Origin of the sequence: Sphingomonas sp. IBVSS2 (genome assembly GCF_002127225.1) — a bacterium.
Lineage (GTDB): Bacteria > Pseudomonadota > Alphaproteobacteria > Sphingomonadales > Sphingomonadaceae > Sphingomonas.
The window spans coordinates 73875-91806 of the sequence record NZ_NFUR01000007.1 but is presented as its reverse complement, the minus strand read 5'-3'; the positions used below and the strand labels follow the sequence as shown (position 1 = coordinate 91806).

The window sequence follows — 17932 nt, the reverse complement described above, 5'->3', positions numbered from 1 at the left end:
GCGACGTGCCGTGATCGACCAGGCTCCAGCGCCTCTCACGGGACCGGCAGGCGAAAAAGCAGGCGGCCCCGTAGGGCCGCCCGAAGTGATGAGACACTGCGAAGTTGCAATCGACCAGCGCCTCGGGGCCTGGCTGATCGGATCAGAAATCGATCTTCGCCCCGACGCGGAAATAGCGGCCCATGATGTTGGGGCCGGCCCAGGCCGGGTTGTAGCCGAAGAGGCTATAGGCAGCGTTCGGATCGAAGGGCGGCTTGGTGTCGAGCAGGTTGAGGACGTTCAGCGACAGCGAGAAATTGTCGTTGATCCTGTGCTGGAGCGTCAGGTCGACGTTCCAGATGCCCTTCGAGCGGCACTGCACCGGCGTGCCATCGCCATAGGTCACGGCGCCATGCTCGACCGCGCTCGCGCAGTCGAAGGGCGTGGCGCCCATATCGACTTGCGACACGTGATAGCCGGCGGTGTAATAGGCCGTGGCCGTCACGCTGGTGCCGCCGAGCTGGAGCGTGTTCTGCCAGCTGGCGCGCCAGCGCGGCGAACCCGAGCATGAGGTGTTGTTGCACGGGCTGAGCGTGTCCTCGTAGCGCTGCGGGGGCTGCGCCACGCCGGTGATCGAGTCGACCAGCGTCAGATGGTTCTTGTCGAGGTACGAGACTTCGAGCGAGCTGATCCAGCGCAGGCCCTCGGCCAGCTTCAGATTCGCGTTGAAGCCGGCGTCGATGCCCTGGACGACCTGGTTGTTCGCATTGGCATAGGACGCCTGGATAGTGCCGATATGCGGCAGCGCATTGGGATTGGCCGCGTCCACCGGGCCGGGCCGGACGATAAAGCCCGGAATGTTCACCACGCCGTTGTTGCGATAATAGGCATCGAGCACCGGCGCCGTGTTGTTCACGCCGACGATCTGGTCCTTCACCTTGATCCGCCAGAAATCGACCGTGAAGCTCAGGCCGCGGATCGGCTCGAAGATCAGGCCGGCGGTGAGGCTTTCCGACTTCTCCGGACGCAGCGCCGGATTGCCGACATTGGTGAGCCCCAGAGAGAATTGCTGAGTCGCATAGGCGTTGTTGCCATGCGCCGCGCAGAAGCTCGCATAGGTCTGGCAGAAGGTGCCGCCGCCACGGGTCACGAAGCCGGTGGTCGGCAGGCCGAAGGCTTCGTTGAAGCTGGGGATGCGGAAGCCCTTCGACCAGGTGCCGCGTATCGCCAGGGCGCGGATCGGCGTGAACTTGGCGCCGACCTTGGGCGAGAAGTTCTTCTGTCCGGTCGAATAGCTGTCGTAACGGCCCGAGAGGTTCAGCTCGATCTTCTCCAGCGCGGTCGCCTGGATTTCGCCAAAGGCGGAGAAGACCTTGCGGCTGCCCGAGGTGCCGACCGCGTTGATGTCGTAATAGCGCTCCCAGGGATGCGCGTCGTTGCCCGGATTGGCGCTCGGCGCTTCGATCGATTCATAGCGATAGGAGATGCCGCCCGCCGCATCCACGCCGCCGCCCGGCAGGTCGAACACGTGCCGCGACAGGTTCGCGGTCGCCTGCCACAGGTCCGAACTCGAAATGGTGCTCGCCTTCGGCATGATATAGTCCCAGACGCTCTGCGGGTTCGCGGACGGGTTCACGAAGTTGAAGGTGCCGCGCGCCAGCACGTCCATGATGCGCTGGGGGATGAGATAGTTGGTCTGGGTGCGGGTGAGCTTCGAATTGGCGGCGACGAAGTTCGCCGAATAGTCGAAGCCCGCGATCTGGCCCGACAGGCCGATCGTGCCGCGCAGCGTGCGCGAAACCGTGTCGTCCGAGCGCTCGCGATCCGAGCGGAACAGGACCTGCGCGGTCTGGCCGGCCGCCGCGAAGGGATTCTGCGGGTTGAGCACGCCGTTGGTGGCGTTGCAGCCCGTGTTCAGCCCGTTGGGCGTGCCCACGCCGCTCGCGCAGACATAGACCGGCAGGATCGCATAATAGGTGCCCACGGTGGTGGGGTCCGGCATGAAATAGTTGAACTGCCTCGGCACGGACGTCGCGTGCGTCGAGGTCTTGTAATAGTTGGCCTGCGCGTAGAACTGATGCGAATCGCCGATATTGGCGGTGAACCGGCTGGACACGCCGAAGCGCTCCGTCTCCGGCAGCAGCATCGCATAATCCGTCGGGTTGCCTTCGCATATGATGCCGTTTGCGGGGGCAGAGCCCAGCTTTGCGATCTGGGCGGCGGTGAGCTGGCGCCGCGCGGCGCGCCCGCAGTCGATCGAGGCGTTGAGATAGGAGAAACGCCCCGCGCCGACCGCCGCGCCCGGAGTCGTCACCGGACGCACCAGCGCGACATTGGGAGTGGCGAACATGCCGTTCACCGAGCCGTCGACATTGATGCCGTTCCAGTTGCCGTTCTTCATGCAGGCGCCGCCGGCGTTGCAGATGCGGCTCCAGTCCGTCGTGTTGAACGGATAGCCACGGTCCCGCGCCCAGAGCGGGTCCTGCTTCATATATTCGCCGCTGATATAGAAATTGAAGCCCTGGTCGTTCAGGTCGCCATAGCCCCAGGTCAGGTCGGCACGCCGCTCGCCCGCATCGCCGCGCTGCGAGATGCCGGCCGAGACGTTGGCGTGCAGGCCCTTGATCTCCTTCTTGGTGATGACGTTGATCACGCCGGCCACCGCGTCGGCGCCATAGGTCGACGAGGCGCCGTCCTTCAGCACGTCGATGCGCTCGATGATCGCGCTGGGAATGGTGTTCAGGTCGACGAAGTTGCGCTGGCCGTCGTCCGCCAGCGGATAGGGCGCCATGCGCAGGCCGTCGAACAACGTCAGCGTGGCCTGCACGGTGAGGCCGCGCAGCGAGATCGCGCTGGCGCCCGCCGCGAAATTGCCGCTCGCATTCCAGCCCTGGGTGATCGTGCCGGCATTGCCGGCCGACAGGCGCTGCAACGCTTCGGTGACGGTGTTCAGGCCGCGCTGCTCGAGCGTCTCGGCCGAAAGCACGGTTACCGGCGACGGCGTTTCCGTGTCGGTGCGCCGGATCAGCGAGCCGGTGACGACGATCTGGTCGCCGGTATCCACCGTCGGCGCTTCGCCGGGATTGGCCTGGGTGCCGGGCTGGGCCCGGTCCTGCGCCAGGGCGGCCGGCGCCTGGACGGTAGCGAGCACAAGCGCCGAAAGCGCGGCAGTGGCGCGCAATGTGTTCCTGAAGTGCACGAAGTTACCCCTTTTTCAAGTCCGCGGCCCTTTTGGGCCTGCCGATGGGCAACTATGGCTTACGATCCGTCCGCTGTGCGTAAGCACTTCGAAAGCAAAGCGTAAATTTTCTGAAAAGACATTGGCCGACGACGACTTCGCACGGGCGCGCGACATCGCCCTTCACCTCGTCCGCATGCCGACGAGATGGCGCGACGGGTTTCGGGAACGCGCCCTATCCGACGCCGATGTCAGCCGGGCGAACTTCGGCCGGCACCCGCCTTGCGGGGCAAGGCTTCGAGGCGCCGGTGCAGCAGCTTCTCGACCAGTCCGCGATAATAGCCGGCGAGTTCCGGCTCGTCGCCGATGATCTCGAGGGCGCGGACGATCGGCACCCATCCGTTCGCGCCGTTGACGAAGATCGCCGCGCCCGTGCGCCGATCGGGCGAGAAATAGACGAGATCGGTTTCGCCCTCGTCATTGCCCGTATGCTGGAGCACGGTATGGCGGCCATAGCGCTGCACCTGCCACCCAAAGGCATAGCCGTAGCGATCCGGGCAGCGCCGGGTGAAGCGGGGTTCGCAGCCATAGCGCGCGTCGCCGGCAAGCGGAGTCACGATCTTCTCGCGGATATCGCGCACCGCCGATCCCGGCCGCGATGCGGCGATCAGGCGCTCGAGGAACGCGCCATAGGCGCCGGTCGTCGCGATCAGGTCATAGGCGGCCCCCAGCCCCGTCCCTTCCCGAAGCCCCGGATACAGCGATGCGAGGTCGAGGAACCGGCCGTTCGCGCCCATGGGCAGCGCCAGGCGCCCCGCGGTCCAGTCCGGCAGCTCGCCCACCGCCATGTGCGCGATGCCCCAGGGGCGCAGCACGGTTTCCGCAGCGAGCGCCCGCAAGGTCATCCCGGTCCTCGCCTGGGCATAGCGGGCGGCGAGTTCGATCCCGGCACCCGAATAGCGATAGCGCGTGCCTGGCGCCCAGTCGAAGGCGAGCCTGCCGTCGGGATAGTCGTCGGCCCAGTTGCGCAGGCCCGAGCGATGCGAGAGCAGGATGCGCGTGGTGAGCAGCTTGTAGCGCGGGTCGCCGGCGAGATCCGGCGAAGGGACATAGGCGGCGATCGGTTCGTCCAGATCGATCCGCCGCGCCGCCGCCAGCGCGAGCAACGTCTCCGCCGTCACCGTCTTCGCGATAGACGCGGTGTTGAACGCCGTGTCCGCGCTGGTCGGCACGCCCGGCGCCTGCTCGCCATAATGGCCCGACCAGATCAGGCGGCCGTCGCGGATCACCGCGATGCCGATGCCCCCGATCTTCTCCGCCCGCACGATTCCCGGCATCCACCGCTCCATCGCGGCATCGAGCCTGGCCGCAGCCGGGGTCACGTCCCTTGCCGCCACGGGCTGGACGGCAAGACCGGCAATAACGAGAGCGGGGACCATCCGCCCGGCCATCCAATGCTTCATATGCTGCGCCTCATCTTCCGGAATAGGAGCCGGACCGTGTGGCCGGCGGCGGCGCCTGCATCGCGGTCATCATTGTCAGGCACAGGTCGAACATCCGCTCGCCGGCTGCTTCCGTGGCGATGTTGCTCATCGCCACCACGGCCCGGCCGGTCCCCGGCTCGACCATCATCCCGGTCGTGAACCCCACATCCTGCCCCATGTGAAAAGCGATCGCCCGCCCCTCCACCCGCAGCAGGAACCATCCAAGGCCGATCGCCGGCCGCCATTGCGCCCGGTCCGGACGATCGACGGCGGCGCTGGGCTTCAGCATCGCGGCGATGCCGGCATCGGAGAGCAGCCGCGCCTTCGCGCGCCCCGGACGCGCCGCCCAATAGCGCGCCCAGCGCAGCATGTCGGTCGCGTCTGCATAGAGCGTCGAGCTGCCCGCGTGCACACGGTTATAGGGGAAGACCGCGCTCACCCGCACCTGCCCGCCTTCCGGCATGTGCGGCGCAGCGAGGTGGCTGCGATCGACCTCGGCGAGCAGCAGCGAGCTGTGCCGCATGCCGAGCGGCGCCAGCAGGTGCCGGCGCACATAGGATTCGAACGGCATGCCGCTCGCCTTGGCGATCACATCGCCGAGCACGTCATAAGCGAGGTTGCTGTAATGCACCGCCGCTCCGGGATCGCTCACCAGCTTCAGCCCGGCCAGGCCGCGCACCCAGCGCTCGAGCGCCGCGTCGGAGGTCTGCGGGTGCTCCCATTCATAATCCTCGACATCGGGCAGCCCCGAAGTGTGATTGAGCATCTGCCGGATCGTGACCTGCGCGAAGCGGGGATCGGCCAAGCGGAAATAGGGCAGATAGCGGGTTGGCGACGCGTCCAGGTCGAGGCGTCCCTGCTCGGCGAGCTGCAGGATCGCCGCGGCGACCAGCGGCTTGGTCACAGAGGCCATGTGGAAGATCGTGCGCCGATCGACCGGCACGCCGGTGGCAAGGCTGGCGGTGCCCGCCGTGGCGATCTGCGGATGGCCATCGCCCGCGCTCCAGCCGATCACCACGCCCGGCGCGCCGGTGGCATGCAGATAGGCCGCGGCGGCGTCGCCGCGAGGCGACAGGGAGGTGGCGGTCGCGGTGCAGCCGGTCGCCAGCAGCAGCAATCCGGACAGCAGCATGCGGAGCATCAGGCCAGCCGCTGCGCCACGAAGAATGCGTCGCGTTCCAGCAGCAGATCGACGCTGTCGCACCATTCCGCGCCGACCAGCAGGCTCCGCTCGCGCCTGCCGGTCTCGCGGAATCCGAGCCGGTCCAGCAAGCGCAGGCACGCGGCGTTGCGCGGATCGACATCGGCCGTCACGGCCGGCAGTCCGTGGACCTCGAATCCGCGCGCGAGCACCGCGCCAAGCGCCTCCGTCGCGAAACCGCGGCCCCAGCTTCGCGGATGCAGGATCAGCCCGATCTCGGGAAAGCAGTAGAAGCCGGCCTTGCCGATCACCGCCCCTTCATGCTCGACGATGAAGTCCTCGCCTTCGCCGGCCTGGATGGCGAGCATGGCCGCCAGCCATTCCTCCGACTCGCCGATGCGGGAATGGGGCGGATGCGACCAATAGGCCGTCGCCACGGGATCGCTCAGTATCGCGTGCAGCGCGGCCAGGTCGTCGGTGCGCGCCGGCCGCAGCGTCAGCCGGGCGGTATGGAGCGAACCGGCCCCGTCGAGTCGCACATTCCTGCCCGTCACTTGCCCTCCGCGTAGCGCGCCACCCATTCGGGCGGCTCCTGCTCCTTGCTCCCATCCACCTTGACCTGGCGCTCCTTCGCCCAGCGATACCCCCACATCGGGCCATATTTCGTCGCGATCCGCGGCGACTCCCGATAAGCGGGGTCCGACTGCGCCTCGTCCAGCGAAACGAAACGATAGTCCTGCTGGCGGATCAGGCGCAACAGCCGGTCCATGGTCGCCGCGTTCAGCCGGTTGAGATGCAGCAGCAGGATCGCGGGCGGCTCATATCCCAGCACGGTGCGATCGAGCGTTGCATAATAAGCGATCTGCGTCCGGCTGTGCGCGAGATAGGCTTCCTCGATCCGCCGGCGCATCCAGTCGTCCGCGCCCTTGAGCGCGCGCTCATAGGCCTGGTCGAACACATAGTCGGACGTGTCGATCGTCGCAGCCGCCAGCCGGTAGCCATGCCGGGCCAGCAGCGCTTCCGCGGCCTGCCGCTTCTCCACCGTGTCGCCGACATGATTATAGGGGAATCGGAAGAAGCGGAGCTTGCGGCCCGCCGCCTCGACCATCGGCCGGATCGTCGCCTCGCCGTCGATCACTTCGCGGCCGATGCCGTCGATGTCCAGGCCGTTGCTGTCGGCGTGGCGCGCACCGTGGTTGCCGAGCTCCAGCAGCCCCTGGTTCCACTCGCGAAGCAATGCGGGGCCCGCATCGCCCAGCGCGCGCACGTGCTGCTCCGTGACGAAGCCCGTCGCGGGCACGCGCTGCCGCTTCAGCGCCGCGACGATGGCGCGATTGGCATCGGCCGCCACGCGAGCCCCGCCTGCCTCCCCCCGTGCCGACGCATGGACATAGGGCAGGTCGTCGAAAGTGATCGCCACCCGGCGCTCGGCGGCCGGCGGCGCGGCTTCCGCCTGCGCCTGGGCCAGCGCCGGATGCGCCGCCACCAGCAGCAGCATTGCCGCCATCACGCCGCTTCCCCGGCGCGGCAGGTACCACAGGCCCGTCTTCATCGATGCACCCCCTTCATCGTCATCCGTCCCTGCGCGCGCACCGGCCGACGCCGCCGTCCGGAACCAGGATTGCGTGAACATTGCGCCGGCGTCGTCGCGGTTCAATTCAGGAAGCGAACCGTGGACCGCTCGACCGTCTTGCCCTTCTCCTCGGCCTCGGTGCGCATCACCCCGAGCCCGGGCACGAAGAACTCCACCAGCTCGTACCGCATCGGGATCGCGATGCCGATGACGCGGAAGGACACGTTGAGCGTCGAGCGAATGACGAACGCCTGCTTGCGCCCCTGCGGCGTGTCGACCGCCTCCACCGCATGCACCCGGCGATCCGAGAGGCTGAACCTGACCTTCATGGCCTTGCCCTTGGTCTCTCCGTCCAGATCGAAGTCCATACGCGATTCAAGCGCGTCGCCCACCCGCATGCCGCCGGGATAGCGGAGCAGGACGGGGCGGCGCGACGACAGGGTGTCCTTCTGGCTGGGCAGGCTGCCGGTGAGGTCGAGCAGCAGATCGCCATTCTCGCAGCGCGCCTCGCTGGTGGTGGCGGGCTCGCGGGTGTCGAGGCTGCGGGTCGTGAGCAGCGCCGTGGCCGAGCGCGGCCCGACCTGCCCCGCGCGCACGGTCATCAGCTTGCGGTTCTTGACCGATCCCCGCGCATCCAGGGTCACCGTCTCGATCCTGCGGCCATCGGCAAAGTAATAATAGCCGGCGCAATCCACGGGCGCGCCCGGGCCGGAGGCCGCGCTCAGCGCCGCCGCCAGAAGCAGGAAGGACATCGCAGCCTCCGTCTCGTCGGGATTAGGTGCAGGGGTAGCTGCGGCCGTCGCGGTCGCGATACGTGTCGCTGCGCTCGTCGTAATTGCCGTAGCGTTCGATGCAGTAGCGCTCGCGCTCGCGCGCCTTCTTCTTTTTCTTGCTGTCGCTGGCGAGCGCGACGATCAGTCCGCCGACCAGCGCGGTGCCGATGACGCCGGCGGCCACGCCCTTAGCCCGGTCATCGTCGCGCCGCTTGCGATCCGCTTCGCGCCGCCAGCGATCCTCGCGCTCGCGCTCCCAGCGCCCCTGATCCCGTTCGCACCGGATCCGGTCGCGACCCTCGCGCCAGTCGCAACGCGGCCGGTCCCAGCCGCCATCGCCGTGCCAGTCGCCGCGGCGCTCGTCCTGCACAACTGCCGGCAGCCCGGCGGCGGGCATGGCAGCCGCCAGATAGGCGGCCGCGCCAAACATCAGGGCCGTTCGGCCAAGTTTCGCCACCATGCCATTCACTCCTCGACACGCACCCTTGCCGGGCGCGGGCAGAGTAAAGCCGATCGACATTGCGTCAGTCTGGCGCGGGCCGGGTCAGCAGCCGAGCTCGGGGTCGAGATAGCTGTCGATCCGCCAGCCTCGCGAGGTCCGGTTGGCATAGAAGGTATAGAAGCAGCGCTTCTGCTGGGTGGTCGTCGGCGTGTATTCGGTGCGCCGCCGCCCCCTCTCGTACGTGGTCGTCTCACTGCCGCCGCTGGTGGTCGTCTCTACTTCCATCCACTGATAGGCGCGGCGCCCGTCGGGAAGATCGCGCACGTCCACCGGTGGGCCATAGCGCGCCATCACCGCCTCCGGCGGCCGGCCGATATAGCCGCGCATGATGTCCGCCGAGCACCCCTGCAGCGCCACCGCCAACGCCATCAAGCCGGCCCCATGCGCGGCCTGGCGCGGGGCAGGAACGAAGAAACGAAACGGCATGCGCACTCTCCGGAAGCTCGATCACTCGCATCCGGGTCTTTCGTCCGAAGCTTGCGTCAACCTTGCGCGCTCTCGACAAATTCGAGCCGCATGATCGTTCCGCCGGCCGGCGCCTCCAGCGCATAGGCCGCGCCGCCGTGCAGCGTCATGACCTGGCGGATGAGATTGAGCCCCAGGCCGGAGCCGGTCTCGCGCGCGCGCAGCCTGTGGAACGGGTCGAACACCCGGTCGCGCTCCTCCACGGGAATGCCGGGGCCATCGTCCTCGACTTCGATGGCCTCCCCCTCGACGCGCACGATCACGTTCCGCCCGCCATGATCGACCGCGTTCTGGATGAGATTCGCCAGCATGCGCTCGATGGCGGCGGGATCCCCCCGCACCGGCCTGCCGCCCAGATCGGTGACCTCCAGATCGCCGCCCCCGGTGATCACCAGCGGCGCGATATCGGCGGCGACACCGCGCGCGATCTGGCCGAGGTCCACGCCCTCGCGGAGAGGAGCGAAGCGCTCCAGCCTTTGCAGATCGAGCAGTTGCTCGGCCAGCGTCGCCAGGCGGGCGACGTCGCGCTGCAGCCGCGATACCAGGGGGACATCGGCCGAAGCCTCGATCTTGGCCTGCAATATCGCAATGGGCGTGCGCAGTTCATGCGCCGCATCGACGATGAAGCGCTGCTGCCGGTCATAGCCTTCGTCGAGCCGGCAGAGCGCGCCGTTCATGGACTCGATCAACGGCACGACTTCCGCCGGAAGCCCTTCCGGCGACAGCCTGGTGCCGCGCCGGTCAATGTCTATCCGCCCCGCTTGCCGGGCGGCAATGGAAAGCCGGCGAAAGGCGCGCCGGATGATCAGCGGCGTGACGACGATCGTGATCACCGCCAACAGGCTGAGCACCGGGATCATCATCAGGTTCGACAGGAAGAGCACGACGAAGGTCATGCTGAACAGCCCGCCCTTGCCGAGCACGGTGAATGCGCCGGCGGGCCCGGACGCGCGACGCACCACGGCGATGTCGCGAAACGGCGGCGAGGTGTCCCGGATATCGGCGAAGGTGATGCGATCGAGATTGTGCGCGATCGGCAGGTAGAGCGAAGGCATCTTGCCGAACGCGATCAGTTCGCCGCGATCGCTCCGCGCCACGAACCACATGTCCGGCGTGCTCGCTCGCAAGGCCTCGAGGTCCCGTGTCTTGACCAGGCGAAGCTGGCCGTCGGCGTCGCGCCGGATCGCGCGCACCGCCACTTCGGCGAAGTTGGAGTCGATCAGCGCACCGCCGTCGTCGGCGCGGATGAGATAGGCGACGAACGCCGCACTGAAGACCAGCAGGATCGAGATCTGGAAGGCGAGCAGGCGGACGACCAGCTGACGTTTGAGCGGCACCGGCCGCGACGCGCTCATGGGCAATGGCGCAGCAGATAGCCGACGCCGCGAATGGTATGGATCTGAACCTCCGCATCAGCTTCCGCAAGCCGCCTGCGCAGGCGCGAGATGTGCGAATCGAGCGTGTTCGACTGGATCTCGTCGTCGAAGCCGTAGACGGCGTCCTCAAGCGCGGTGCGCAGCACCGTTCGCCCCCGCCGCCGCATCAGCGCTGCGAGCACCCGCAATTCACGGCGCGGCAGGTCGAGCCGCACGCCGCGCACCAGCGCCTCGTCATGCGCCATGTCATAGACCAGTTCGCCCACCTGCACTTCGTTGAGCGGCAACGCGGCCGGCCGCCGCCGGATCGCGCGGATGCGGGCGAGGAGTTCCTCCATCGCGAACGGCTTGGCAAGATAATCGTCGGCGCCGAGATCCAGGCCCGAGACGCGATCCTCGACCTCGGCGCGAGCGGTGATCACGATCACCGGAACGCCGGGGATCCATTGCCTGAGTTCCGCGATCGCCTCGACGCCGTCCCCGTCGGGCAACGCGCGATCGAGCAGGACGACATCGCTGTTGGCGAGACGCGCCGCCTCGCGCAGATCGGCGAGGCCGGCGACATGATCGACGACATAGCCTTCGCGTTCCAGGACCGTCCGCATCGCGCCCGCCAACTCGGCTTCGTCCTCGACCAGCAATATACGCACTACGCCTCTTCCTGCCGCTGCCTGGTCCGCCGACGATGTGCCGGGTTTGCCATCGAAGCCCCCGGGCGCCAAGCGCCAGACGGGGTGAGGACGGACGGCCGACAAGACCGCCCGTCCTCGGGTTGAGAACAGACGGTCTCTCCTCCGTCCGCCCTCGGGGCAAGTTAGAAGCCGACCGATAGACCCAGTCGGACATTCGAGGCCGTCAGCCCATCCCGATAATTCGCACGGTTATATTCCGCGCGTGCATACACTCCCGGCGTGACCCCGGCTTCGATGCCGGCACCCCAAAGAAAGCCCTTCTCGGTCCCGCTGGTGCGGAGATCCTTGAGATTGGTCGCGCGGAAATCGGTCGTTTCCCGCACGCGCAGCCAGCTATAGCCGGCTCGGCCGTACAGCAGGACGTTCGGGGCGGGCAGGATGCCCGCGCGGCCGGAGGCGTCCCAGGTCCAGCCCGGCTTCAACGCATAGTCGCCCGTGGGGCTTTCGGCGGTCAGGGTCTTGCCGCCCTTGCCGATCCCGGCCTCGGCACCGACCACCAGCAGATCGCCGAGTTGCGCATCATAGCCGACATGGCCGCGAAAGCCGATGCCACCCTTGCTCTGGTCGATGCGCGAAGCGATCCGCGGCAGGGAATAGTCGCCGTCATTCCAGCGATAGTCGATCGAAACGCCGGCCTTGACGCCGCTAAACGTCGCATCGCCTCCCGATTGCGCGAAGGCGGTCCCGGGAATTGCCGCCAAGACGCCGATCAGTACACAGATACGCTTCATCGAATTTTCCCTCCGGTCTCACAGGAACCGCCTCTTCCGGCGGCTCGGCATTCGGTTGGGCGGGGAACCTTGCATCAGCATTGCGCCGCGGAATCCGGCGGCAGCGACCGCCGACGCTATCCCTCCAGCCGCAGCCGATATCCCACGCCCCGAACCGTCTCGATGCCGATGTTGCGGCCGGTCGCGCGATCGAGCTTCAATCGCAGGTTGCTCATATGAACGTCGATGCTCCGGTCATAAGGGTGGCGGGAACGCCCCAGCGCCGCGAGGCACAGCGCATCCCTGGTGGAGACCGTGTCGCCGCCGTGCATCAGCAATTCGAGCAGATTGAATTCGGTCACGGTCAGGGCGACCTGCTGGTCGCCCCACAGCGTGGTGCGGCGCGCCTTGTCGAGGCGCAGACGGCCGGCCGAGATCATGGGCTGGGCCGGCACGTCGCGGGTGCGGCGCAACACGGCGCGAAGCCGGGCGAGGAGTTCGCGCGGGAAACAGGGCTTCGCCAGATAGTCGTCGGCGCCCAGCTCGAGGCCGATGACCCGCTCGACATCGTCATCGCCGCGCGCGGTCAGCATCACGACGGCCACGGCGCTGCGGGCCCGGACGCGGCGGAGCACTTCGATGCCGTCGATCCCGGGCAGCATCACGTCGAGGAGCACCAGGGCGAACCGGCCGGACAAGGCGAGATCGACGCCCTCCTCCCCCGTCGCGCTGGCCGTCACCCGAAAGCCCTGCGGAAGCAGATAGTCGCCCATCAGGGCGCCCAGCTGAACATCGTCGTCGATGAGCAATATCTCGATCAGATCGGCACGGCACATATTGGGAGCCCCTCGCAAGGAAGGGTCAGGCAGCCGCGAAGCGCGAGATCGGAGCGACGGCGCCGGGCGCCGGGGAGTCAGCAAGACGCAACTTCATACATGGATCACCATCCGCCGGATCGACCGAACGGATTGCCGGGAAAGGTTGCGCCAACCTTGCGGAGCCGGCTGTCGGAAAGGCTCCTAGGATGGATCGACATTCAGGCTAAGGGGTGTGGCTTGGCGGGCCGGAACACTTCGAACCAACCTCCACCGTCACCCTGAACTTGTTTCAGGATCCAAGATGCCACCGGCGATATCGCTGGTGGAGAATTGGATGCTGAAACAAGTTCGGCATGACGGAAGGGAGAGCGCTCGACATTGACCTCCCGTCCCTCGCCGCCGGGAACGGAAGGGACAGAGCTGAATGTCGATTGGCCCTAGCCCGCGTTGCCCCCCGTCAGCGCCGCGCGCAGCTGCACCACCTGATCGTTGAGCGCGACCATCTGGGGCACGCTCAGCCCGGAATTGGCGAGCAAGGCATCGGTGAGGCACGAAGCGCGGCTCCGCAGCGCCTTGCCCGGGGCGTTCAGGAACACCCGCACCTGGCGCTCGTCCTTCGGGTTGCGCCGGCGCGCGACGAAGCCCGCAGCCTCCAGCCGCTTCATGAGCGGGGTTATCGTGCTCGGATCGAGCGCCAGCCGGTCGGCGATCGCCGAGATGGTCTGGCCGTCGCGCTCCCACAGCGTGCTCAGCACCAGATATTGCGGATAGGTCACGCCCAGCGAATCGAGCATCGGCTTGTAGAGCCGGTTGATCGCGATCGACGTGGAATAGAGCGAGAAGCAGAGCTGCGCATCGAGCGGCAATGGCTCGCCAGGGGTCTTGGCCACAAAATTCCTCGCTTCCGAATCATGCACTTACGACGAAAATGCATATCGTGATAAATTTCTTCTGGACAAGAGGGTCGAACGGGTCCAATTAATGTTTATCGCGATAAACAATGTCGCGGAAACTTTTGAAAGGAGACCTCAGATGACCAAGTCCAAGATGCTGCTCGCCGTCGCTGCCACCCTCGCCCTCGGCACGGCCCCCGCCTCGGCCCAGGAAAAGGCCGCCGCCCCCGCCAAGTCGGTCGTGCTCGTGCATGGCGGGTTCGTCGACGGCTCCGGCTGGATGGACGTCTACAAGATCCTGAAGAAGGACGGCTATGACGTCACCATCGTCCAGAACCCGACCAACTCGCTCGCCGACGACGTCGCGGTGACCAAGCGCGCGATCGCCGCGGCCAAGGGCCGGGTGATCCTGGTCGGCCACAGCTATGGCGGCGTGGTCGTCTCCGAAGCGGGCACCGATCCCAAGGTCGCCGGCGTGGTCTACATCGCCGCCTTCGCGCCGGACAAGGGCGAGTCGGTCTCGTCGCTGATCGCCAATCCCGCCCCCGGCGCCCCGGTGCCGCCGATCCTGCCGCCTCAGGATGGCTATCTGTTCCTCGACAAGGCGAAGTTCGCTGCCGCCTTCGCCGCCGATGTGAAGCCCGATGTCGCCCGGTTCATGGCGGACTCGCAGGTCCCCTGGGGCGTGGATGCCCTGGGCGGTGCCGTCACCAGCCCGGCCTGGCGCGTGAAGCCGAGCTGGTACCTGGTCGCCAGCGACGACCATATGATCCCGCCGGCGGCGCAGCGCCAGATGGCCGCGCGGGCCGGGGCCCATGTCAGCGAAGTCGCGGGCAGCCATGCGGTGTACGTCTCGAAGCCGGCCGCGGTCGCCGCGGTGATCGAGGAAGCGGCGAAGGGCGCGAAATAGGCCCCTCTCCCCTCCACTCCCCCCGGCGCCGGGCTTCCTCGGAAGTCCGGCGTTCGGCGTATCAGCGGCGCAGCAGCCAGGTGAGCGCGCCCTCGGCCCGCTCGAAGATGCGCAGATAGGGCTGGGTCATCTCGCGGCGCACCTGCATCCGCGCGATCGCGCTCTCGGTAACGACCGCGATGCGGCTCGCCTGGGGAAAGCCGGCAAAGTGGCGGCGAAACGCGCGCACCGCCTCCTGCGCCTGCACCCCGCTGCGGCGCATGTCCATGCGCAGGAGATAGCCGGGCACGAAACCCTCGGCGTCGAACTCGTCACGCAACTTGCGGGCATAGTCACCAACCCGATCGGGCTCGAACATAGCGAGCCACTCGATATCGAGCAGATTCAAATCCTTGCGAAACCTCACGCGGTACATCCGGCTCCTCTCGCAGCGAGAGGTTAACGGATTCTCGCCGTCAATCCTCGGCCTTGACGAAGAAGCGGTCGATCACTTCGCGCGCCAGCCGCGCGGGACGGAGCGTCTCGGCATCGAGGCAGCACCAGCTCGACTTGACCTCGGCCAGCACTTCGCCGCCGCGGCGGATCACCGTCTCGTAAAAGGCTCGCGCGCCCTGCACCTTCTCGAGCAGCACGGTCGCGACGACATCGTCCTCGAGGAATGCGGGCTTGCGATAGGTGATCTCGTGCTTGAGCGCGACCCAGAGATGCTCGGCCACCGCCTCGACCGGCGCCAGCGCCTGCCAGTGGCTGATCACCGCCTCCTGCACCCACTTCAGATAGGAAGCGTTGTTCACATGCCCCATGAAGTCGATATCGTCCTGCGCGACGTCGATCGGAAACTCATAGGGAAGCGCGGTGCCGGACATATTCCCGCATCATAGGGCGAATCGGGTTTCGAAGCGACTAAAATCCCTGGAATCCGAGGACTTCGGGGAACCGACGGATGCCGTAGCGTCATCCCGGCACGACGTGGCAAAGCCGCCCGGTCCGCGCGACGGATTGGCCTTACCACTTGACTTGGACACCTCGGGCAAACATCGTCCGGGCATATCGCGGTGACAGCGGTAGCAGAGAGGAGACAAGATGAAACTGAAGCTCGCCGCCCTCCTTGCCGGAGCCGCGCTCGCCGCCAGCCCGAGCGGCATGGCCCGCCCCGTGGCGCCGGCCGCCGCGACCGCCCCCGCTTTGCCGAGCCGCATGCAGGTGATGGCGTCGATGGAGCGCGTCGCCGACTGGCAGCTGACGCATCTCGACGACCTGAGCTACATGCCCGCCGCCCGCCCGAGCACGAAGCGCGCGCGCGACTGGCAGCAGGCGACCTTCTGGGTGGCGCTCACCCACCTCGCCGACCGTTCGGGCAGCGTGCGCTACAAGGACGCGATCTTCTCCAAGGGCCGCGAGGAGGGCTGGAAGCTCGGCGACCGGCTCTACCATGCCGACGACCACATCATCGGCGCCGCCTGGATCTGGGCCGCCCGCAAGGGCGCCGGCGCTGCCGCGCTGGCCCCGATGCGCGCGAGCTTCGACCAGATCCTCGCCGCCCCCAAGGCCAACGACCTCAAGTTCATCGCGCCCGAGCCCGGCGCAGGCGACCCGGGCTGCACCACGCGCTGGTGCTGGTGCGACGCGCTGTTCATGGCGCCGCCGACGCTCTGGGCGCTGAGCAAGGACACCAGGGACGGCCGCTACGCCAGCTTCGCCGACAAGGAATATCGCGCGACCACCGATTATCTGTTCGACAAGGGCGCGCATCTCTATTTCCGCGACAGCCGCTTCTTCGACCAGCGCGGCGCGCATGGCGAGAAGCTGTTCTGGAGCCGCGGCAATGGCTGGGTGTTCTCCGGCCTCGCCCGGATGATCCCCGAAATCCCGGCCAAGGATCCGCGCCGCCCCTATTATATCAAGCTGTTCAAGGAGATGGCGGCGAAGCTGGTGACGCTCCAGCGCGGCAACGGCTATTGGCCGCCCTCGCTGCTCGCCGATCCCGATCGTTCCCAGGACGAATCGAGCGGCACCGGCTTCTACGTCCATGGCATGGCCTGGGGCATCAAGGCCGGCCTGCTCGACCGCAAGACCTATCTTCCTGCAGTGACCAGGGGCTGGGCCGCGCTCGAGCATGCCGTTCAGCCGAGCGGCATGCTGGGCTGGGTACAGCAGGTGAGCGACCGGCCCGATGTGGTGAAGGCCGAGGACGCGCAATTCTACGGCACCGGCGCCTATCTGCTCGCCGGCGCCGCGGTCTATGATCTGACGAGGTAAGGAAGAAGCATGAAGCACGCCCTCTGGCTCCTCGCCGCCCCTCTGCTGATCGCGGCCGGGCAGGACAGCGCTCCGCCCGCGCCGCTGGCGACGCTCAACGTCCGCCAGGCCGATGGCAGCTACAAGCTGGTCGACCGGATCGACGTGCCCGCGGACCACAAGATCCATGACGGGCTGATCGCGATGGAGGGCCCGGGCTGGGAAAGCGACAGGATCGCCTATCGCCTGTATCTCGACGAGCGCAACGTGCCCGACATCTACGGCAAGAAGCTGCCCGGAAACATCCTGCCCAAGATCGGCATGGGCAAGGACGACTATCATTCGATGGCGCCCTGGGGGCAGGACATCTTCCAGGTCGACCAGTCGCTGGGCATGGGCGGGATCGGCGTGCTGCGCGGCGGCGCGGCGACCCAGCTCGGCAAGGCGAAGATCAGCGCGCGCGTGTTCAACACCGATCGCGCGGCGACGGTGCTGGTGACCAACACCGGCTTTCCGGGCGAAGGCGGGCCGGCGGATCTCTCGACCACCTATCGGATCTTCGCGGGCTCGCGCCTCACCAATGTCGAGGCGCGGGTGAACGGCAATGTGCCGGCGATGGTCGCCGGGCTGACGCTGCATGACGGGGTGACGAAAATCGAGAGCCCGAAGCGCGGCAAGTGGCGCTATTTCGCCACCTGGGGCCAGCAGAGCCTGGCCAAGGACGATCTGGGCATCGCCCTGTTCTATCCGGCAGACGAGGCAGCGGCGACGGGAAGCGACGGCAAGTCGCTCTATGTGCAGTTCTGCGATCCGCGGAACCTGCGCTATGCGTTCGGCGCAGCATGGGTGGAAGAGCCTGGCGCACCCAAGACCGAGCGCGAGTTCCGGAAATGGCTGGACGATACCGCGGCCGAGCTGGCGCGCCAGCCGTTCGTGGTGAGCACGGCCCAGAAGACCTGCCCGGCGAAATAGGGGGTTCCCCGCAGCGATAGCGCTTTTCTCCCTCTCCCCGGCCCTCCCCTCGCAAACGGGGAGAGGGAAAAGGCGGAAGCGCTGCCGGCCCGGCGCGGGGCGACGGCTTGATTAACCTATACGGCTCTCCATGCCGGACCATTTGTGCCAAAACTCGCGTCACCCTGAACTTGTTTCAGGGTCCAACTTTCCACGCGCGATATCGCCTGAGGGGGGTTGGATGCTGAA

The 17932-nt window shown here is 67.3% G+C and carries 18 protein-coding genes; 3 read left to right on the top strand and 15 right to left on the bottom strand.

Annotated features, from left to right (window positions below):
- Positions 1–142: 142 nt before the first annotated feature.
- From CAP40_RS18725 to CAP40_RS18665, 13 genes are all read right to left on the bottom strand, one after another.
- Entirely contained in the window at positions 143–3178 is a 3036-nt protein-coding gene (locus CAP40_RS18725; RefSeq protein ID WP_086131082.1) for a TonB-dependent siderophore receptor, read from the bottom strand.
- A 230-nt stretch (positions 3179–3408) separates the two neighbouring features.
- A complete protein-coding gene (locus CAP40_RS18720) occupies positions 3409–4620 on the bottom strand; it encodes a serine hydrolase (RefSeq protein ID WP_086131081.1) in 1212 nt (403 codons plus the stop codon).
- A gap of 10 nt (positions 4621–4630) precedes the next feature.
- The gene (locus CAP40_RS18715; RefSeq protein WP_179188367.1) at positions 4631–5782 is read right to left on the bottom strand and encodes a serine hydrolase; all 1152 of its coding nucleotides are present in this window, start codon (positions 5780–5782) and stop codon (positions 4631–4633) included.
- Positions 5782–6336 carry a GNAT family N-acetyltransferase gene (locus tag CAP40_RS18710; RefSeq protein ID WP_256924373.1) on the bottom strand — a complete coding sequence of 185 codons (555 nt, stop codon included), beginning with the start codon at positions 6334–6336 and terminating at the stop codon, positions 5782–5784. Before CAP40_RS18710 ends, CAP40_RS18715 begins: the two co-directional genes overlap by 1 nt.
- A complete protein-coding gene (locus CAP40_RS18705) occupies positions 6333–7334 on the bottom strand; it encodes a polysaccharide deacetylase family protein (protein ID WP_179188366.1) in 1002 nt (333 codons plus the stop codon). The genes CAP40_RS18710 and CAP40_RS18705 overlap by 4 nt, the downstream gene beginning before the upstream one ends.
- Positions 7335–7435: 101 nt before the next feature.
- On the bottom strand, positions 7436–8107 hold the full coding sequence (locus CAP40_RS18700) for a hypothetical protein (protein ID WP_086131077.1): 672 nt from the start codon (positions 8105–8107) through the stop codon (positions 7436–7438).
- A 22-nt stretch (positions 8108–8129) separates the two neighbouring features.
- Complete coding sequence (locus CAP40_RS18695; RefSeq protein WP_086131076.1) at positions 8130–8588, bottom strand: hypothetical protein; 459 nt, start codon at positions 8586–8588, stop codon at positions 8130–8132.
- A gap of 84 nt (positions 8589–8672) precedes the next feature.
- Positions 8673–9056 (bottom strand): hypothetical protein, encoded by a 384-nt coding sequence (locus tag CAP40_RS18690; RefSeq protein WP_086131075.1) that lies wholly within the window; start codon positions 9054–9056, stop codon positions 8673–8675.
- Between the two features lie 56 nt (positions 9057–9112).
- Entirely contained in the window at positions 9113–10450 is a 1338-nt protein-coding gene (locus CAP40_RS18685) for a HAMP domain-containing sensor histidine kinase (protein ID WP_086131074.1), read from the bottom strand.
- Positions 10447–11121 carry a response regulator transcription factor gene (locus CAP40_RS18680; protein ID WP_086131073.1) on the bottom strand — a complete coding sequence of 225 codons (675 nt, stop codon included), beginning with the start codon at positions 11119–11121 and terminating at the stop codon, positions 10447–10449. Before CAP40_RS18680 ends, CAP40_RS18685 begins: the two co-directional genes overlap by 4 nt.
- Before the next feature lie 164 nt (positions 11122–11285).
- Positions 11286–11894, bottom strand: a complete 609-nt coding sequence (locus tag CAP40_RS18675; protein ID WP_086131072.1) for an outer membrane protein — start codon at positions 11892–11894, stop codon at positions 11286–11288.
- A gap of 116 nt (positions 11895–12010) precedes the next feature.
- Positions 12011–12709 (bottom strand): response regulator transcription factor, encoded by a 699-nt coding sequence (locus CAP40_RS18670; RefSeq protein WP_218822178.1) that lies wholly within the window; start codon positions 12707–12709, stop codon positions 12011–12013.
- A gap of 419 nt (positions 12710–13128) precedes the next feature.
- Entirely contained in the window at positions 13129–13581 is a 453-nt protein-coding gene (locus CAP40_RS18665; protein ID WP_256924371.1) for a MarR family winged helix-turn-helix transcriptional regulator, read from the bottom strand.
- A 142-nt stretch (positions 13582–13723) separates the two neighbouring features.
- Here CAP40_RS18665 and CAP40_RS18660 point away from each other — a divergent pair, with 142 nt between their 5' ends.
- On the top strand, positions 13724–14494 hold the full coding sequence (locus CAP40_RS18660) for an alpha/beta hydrolase (RefSeq protein WP_086131071.1): 771 nt from the start codon (positions 13724–13726) through the stop codon (positions 14492–14494).
- 61 nt (positions 14495–14555) lie between these two features.
- Here CAP40_RS18660 and CAP40_RS18655 read toward each other — a convergent pair whose 3' ends face one another.
- Together CAP40_RS18655 and CAP40_RS18650 are read right to left on the bottom strand one after the other, a co-directional pair.
- Positions 14556–14909 (bottom strand): hypothetical protein, encoded by a 354-nt coding sequence (locus CAP40_RS18655; protein WP_086131070.1) that lies wholly within the window; start codon positions 14907–14909, stop codon positions 14556–14558.
- 40 nt (positions 14910–14949) lie between these two features.
- Complete coding sequence (locus CAP40_RS18650; RefSeq protein WP_086131069.1) at positions 14950–15360, bottom strand: thioesterase family protein; 411 nt, start codon at positions 15358–15360, stop codon at positions 14950–14952.
- A gap of 217 nt (positions 15361–15577) precedes the next feature.
- Here CAP40_RS18650 and CAP40_RS18645 point away from each other — a divergent pair, with 217 nt between their 5' ends.
- Both CAP40_RS18645 and CAP40_RS18640 read left to right on the top strand, forming a co-directional pair.
- On the top strand, positions 15578–16753 hold the full coding sequence (locus CAP40_RS18645) for a glycoside hydrolase family 105 protein (protein ID WP_086131068.1): 1176 nt from the start codon (positions 15578–15580) through the stop codon (positions 16751–16753).
- Positions 16754–16762: 9 nt separating this feature from the next.
- Positions 16763–17704 (top strand): DUF4861 family protein, encoded by a 942-nt coding sequence (locus CAP40_RS18640; RefSeq protein ID WP_086131067.1) that lies wholly within the window; start codon positions 16763–16765, stop codon positions 17702–17704.
- Positions 17705–17932: the final 228 nt, after the last annotated feature.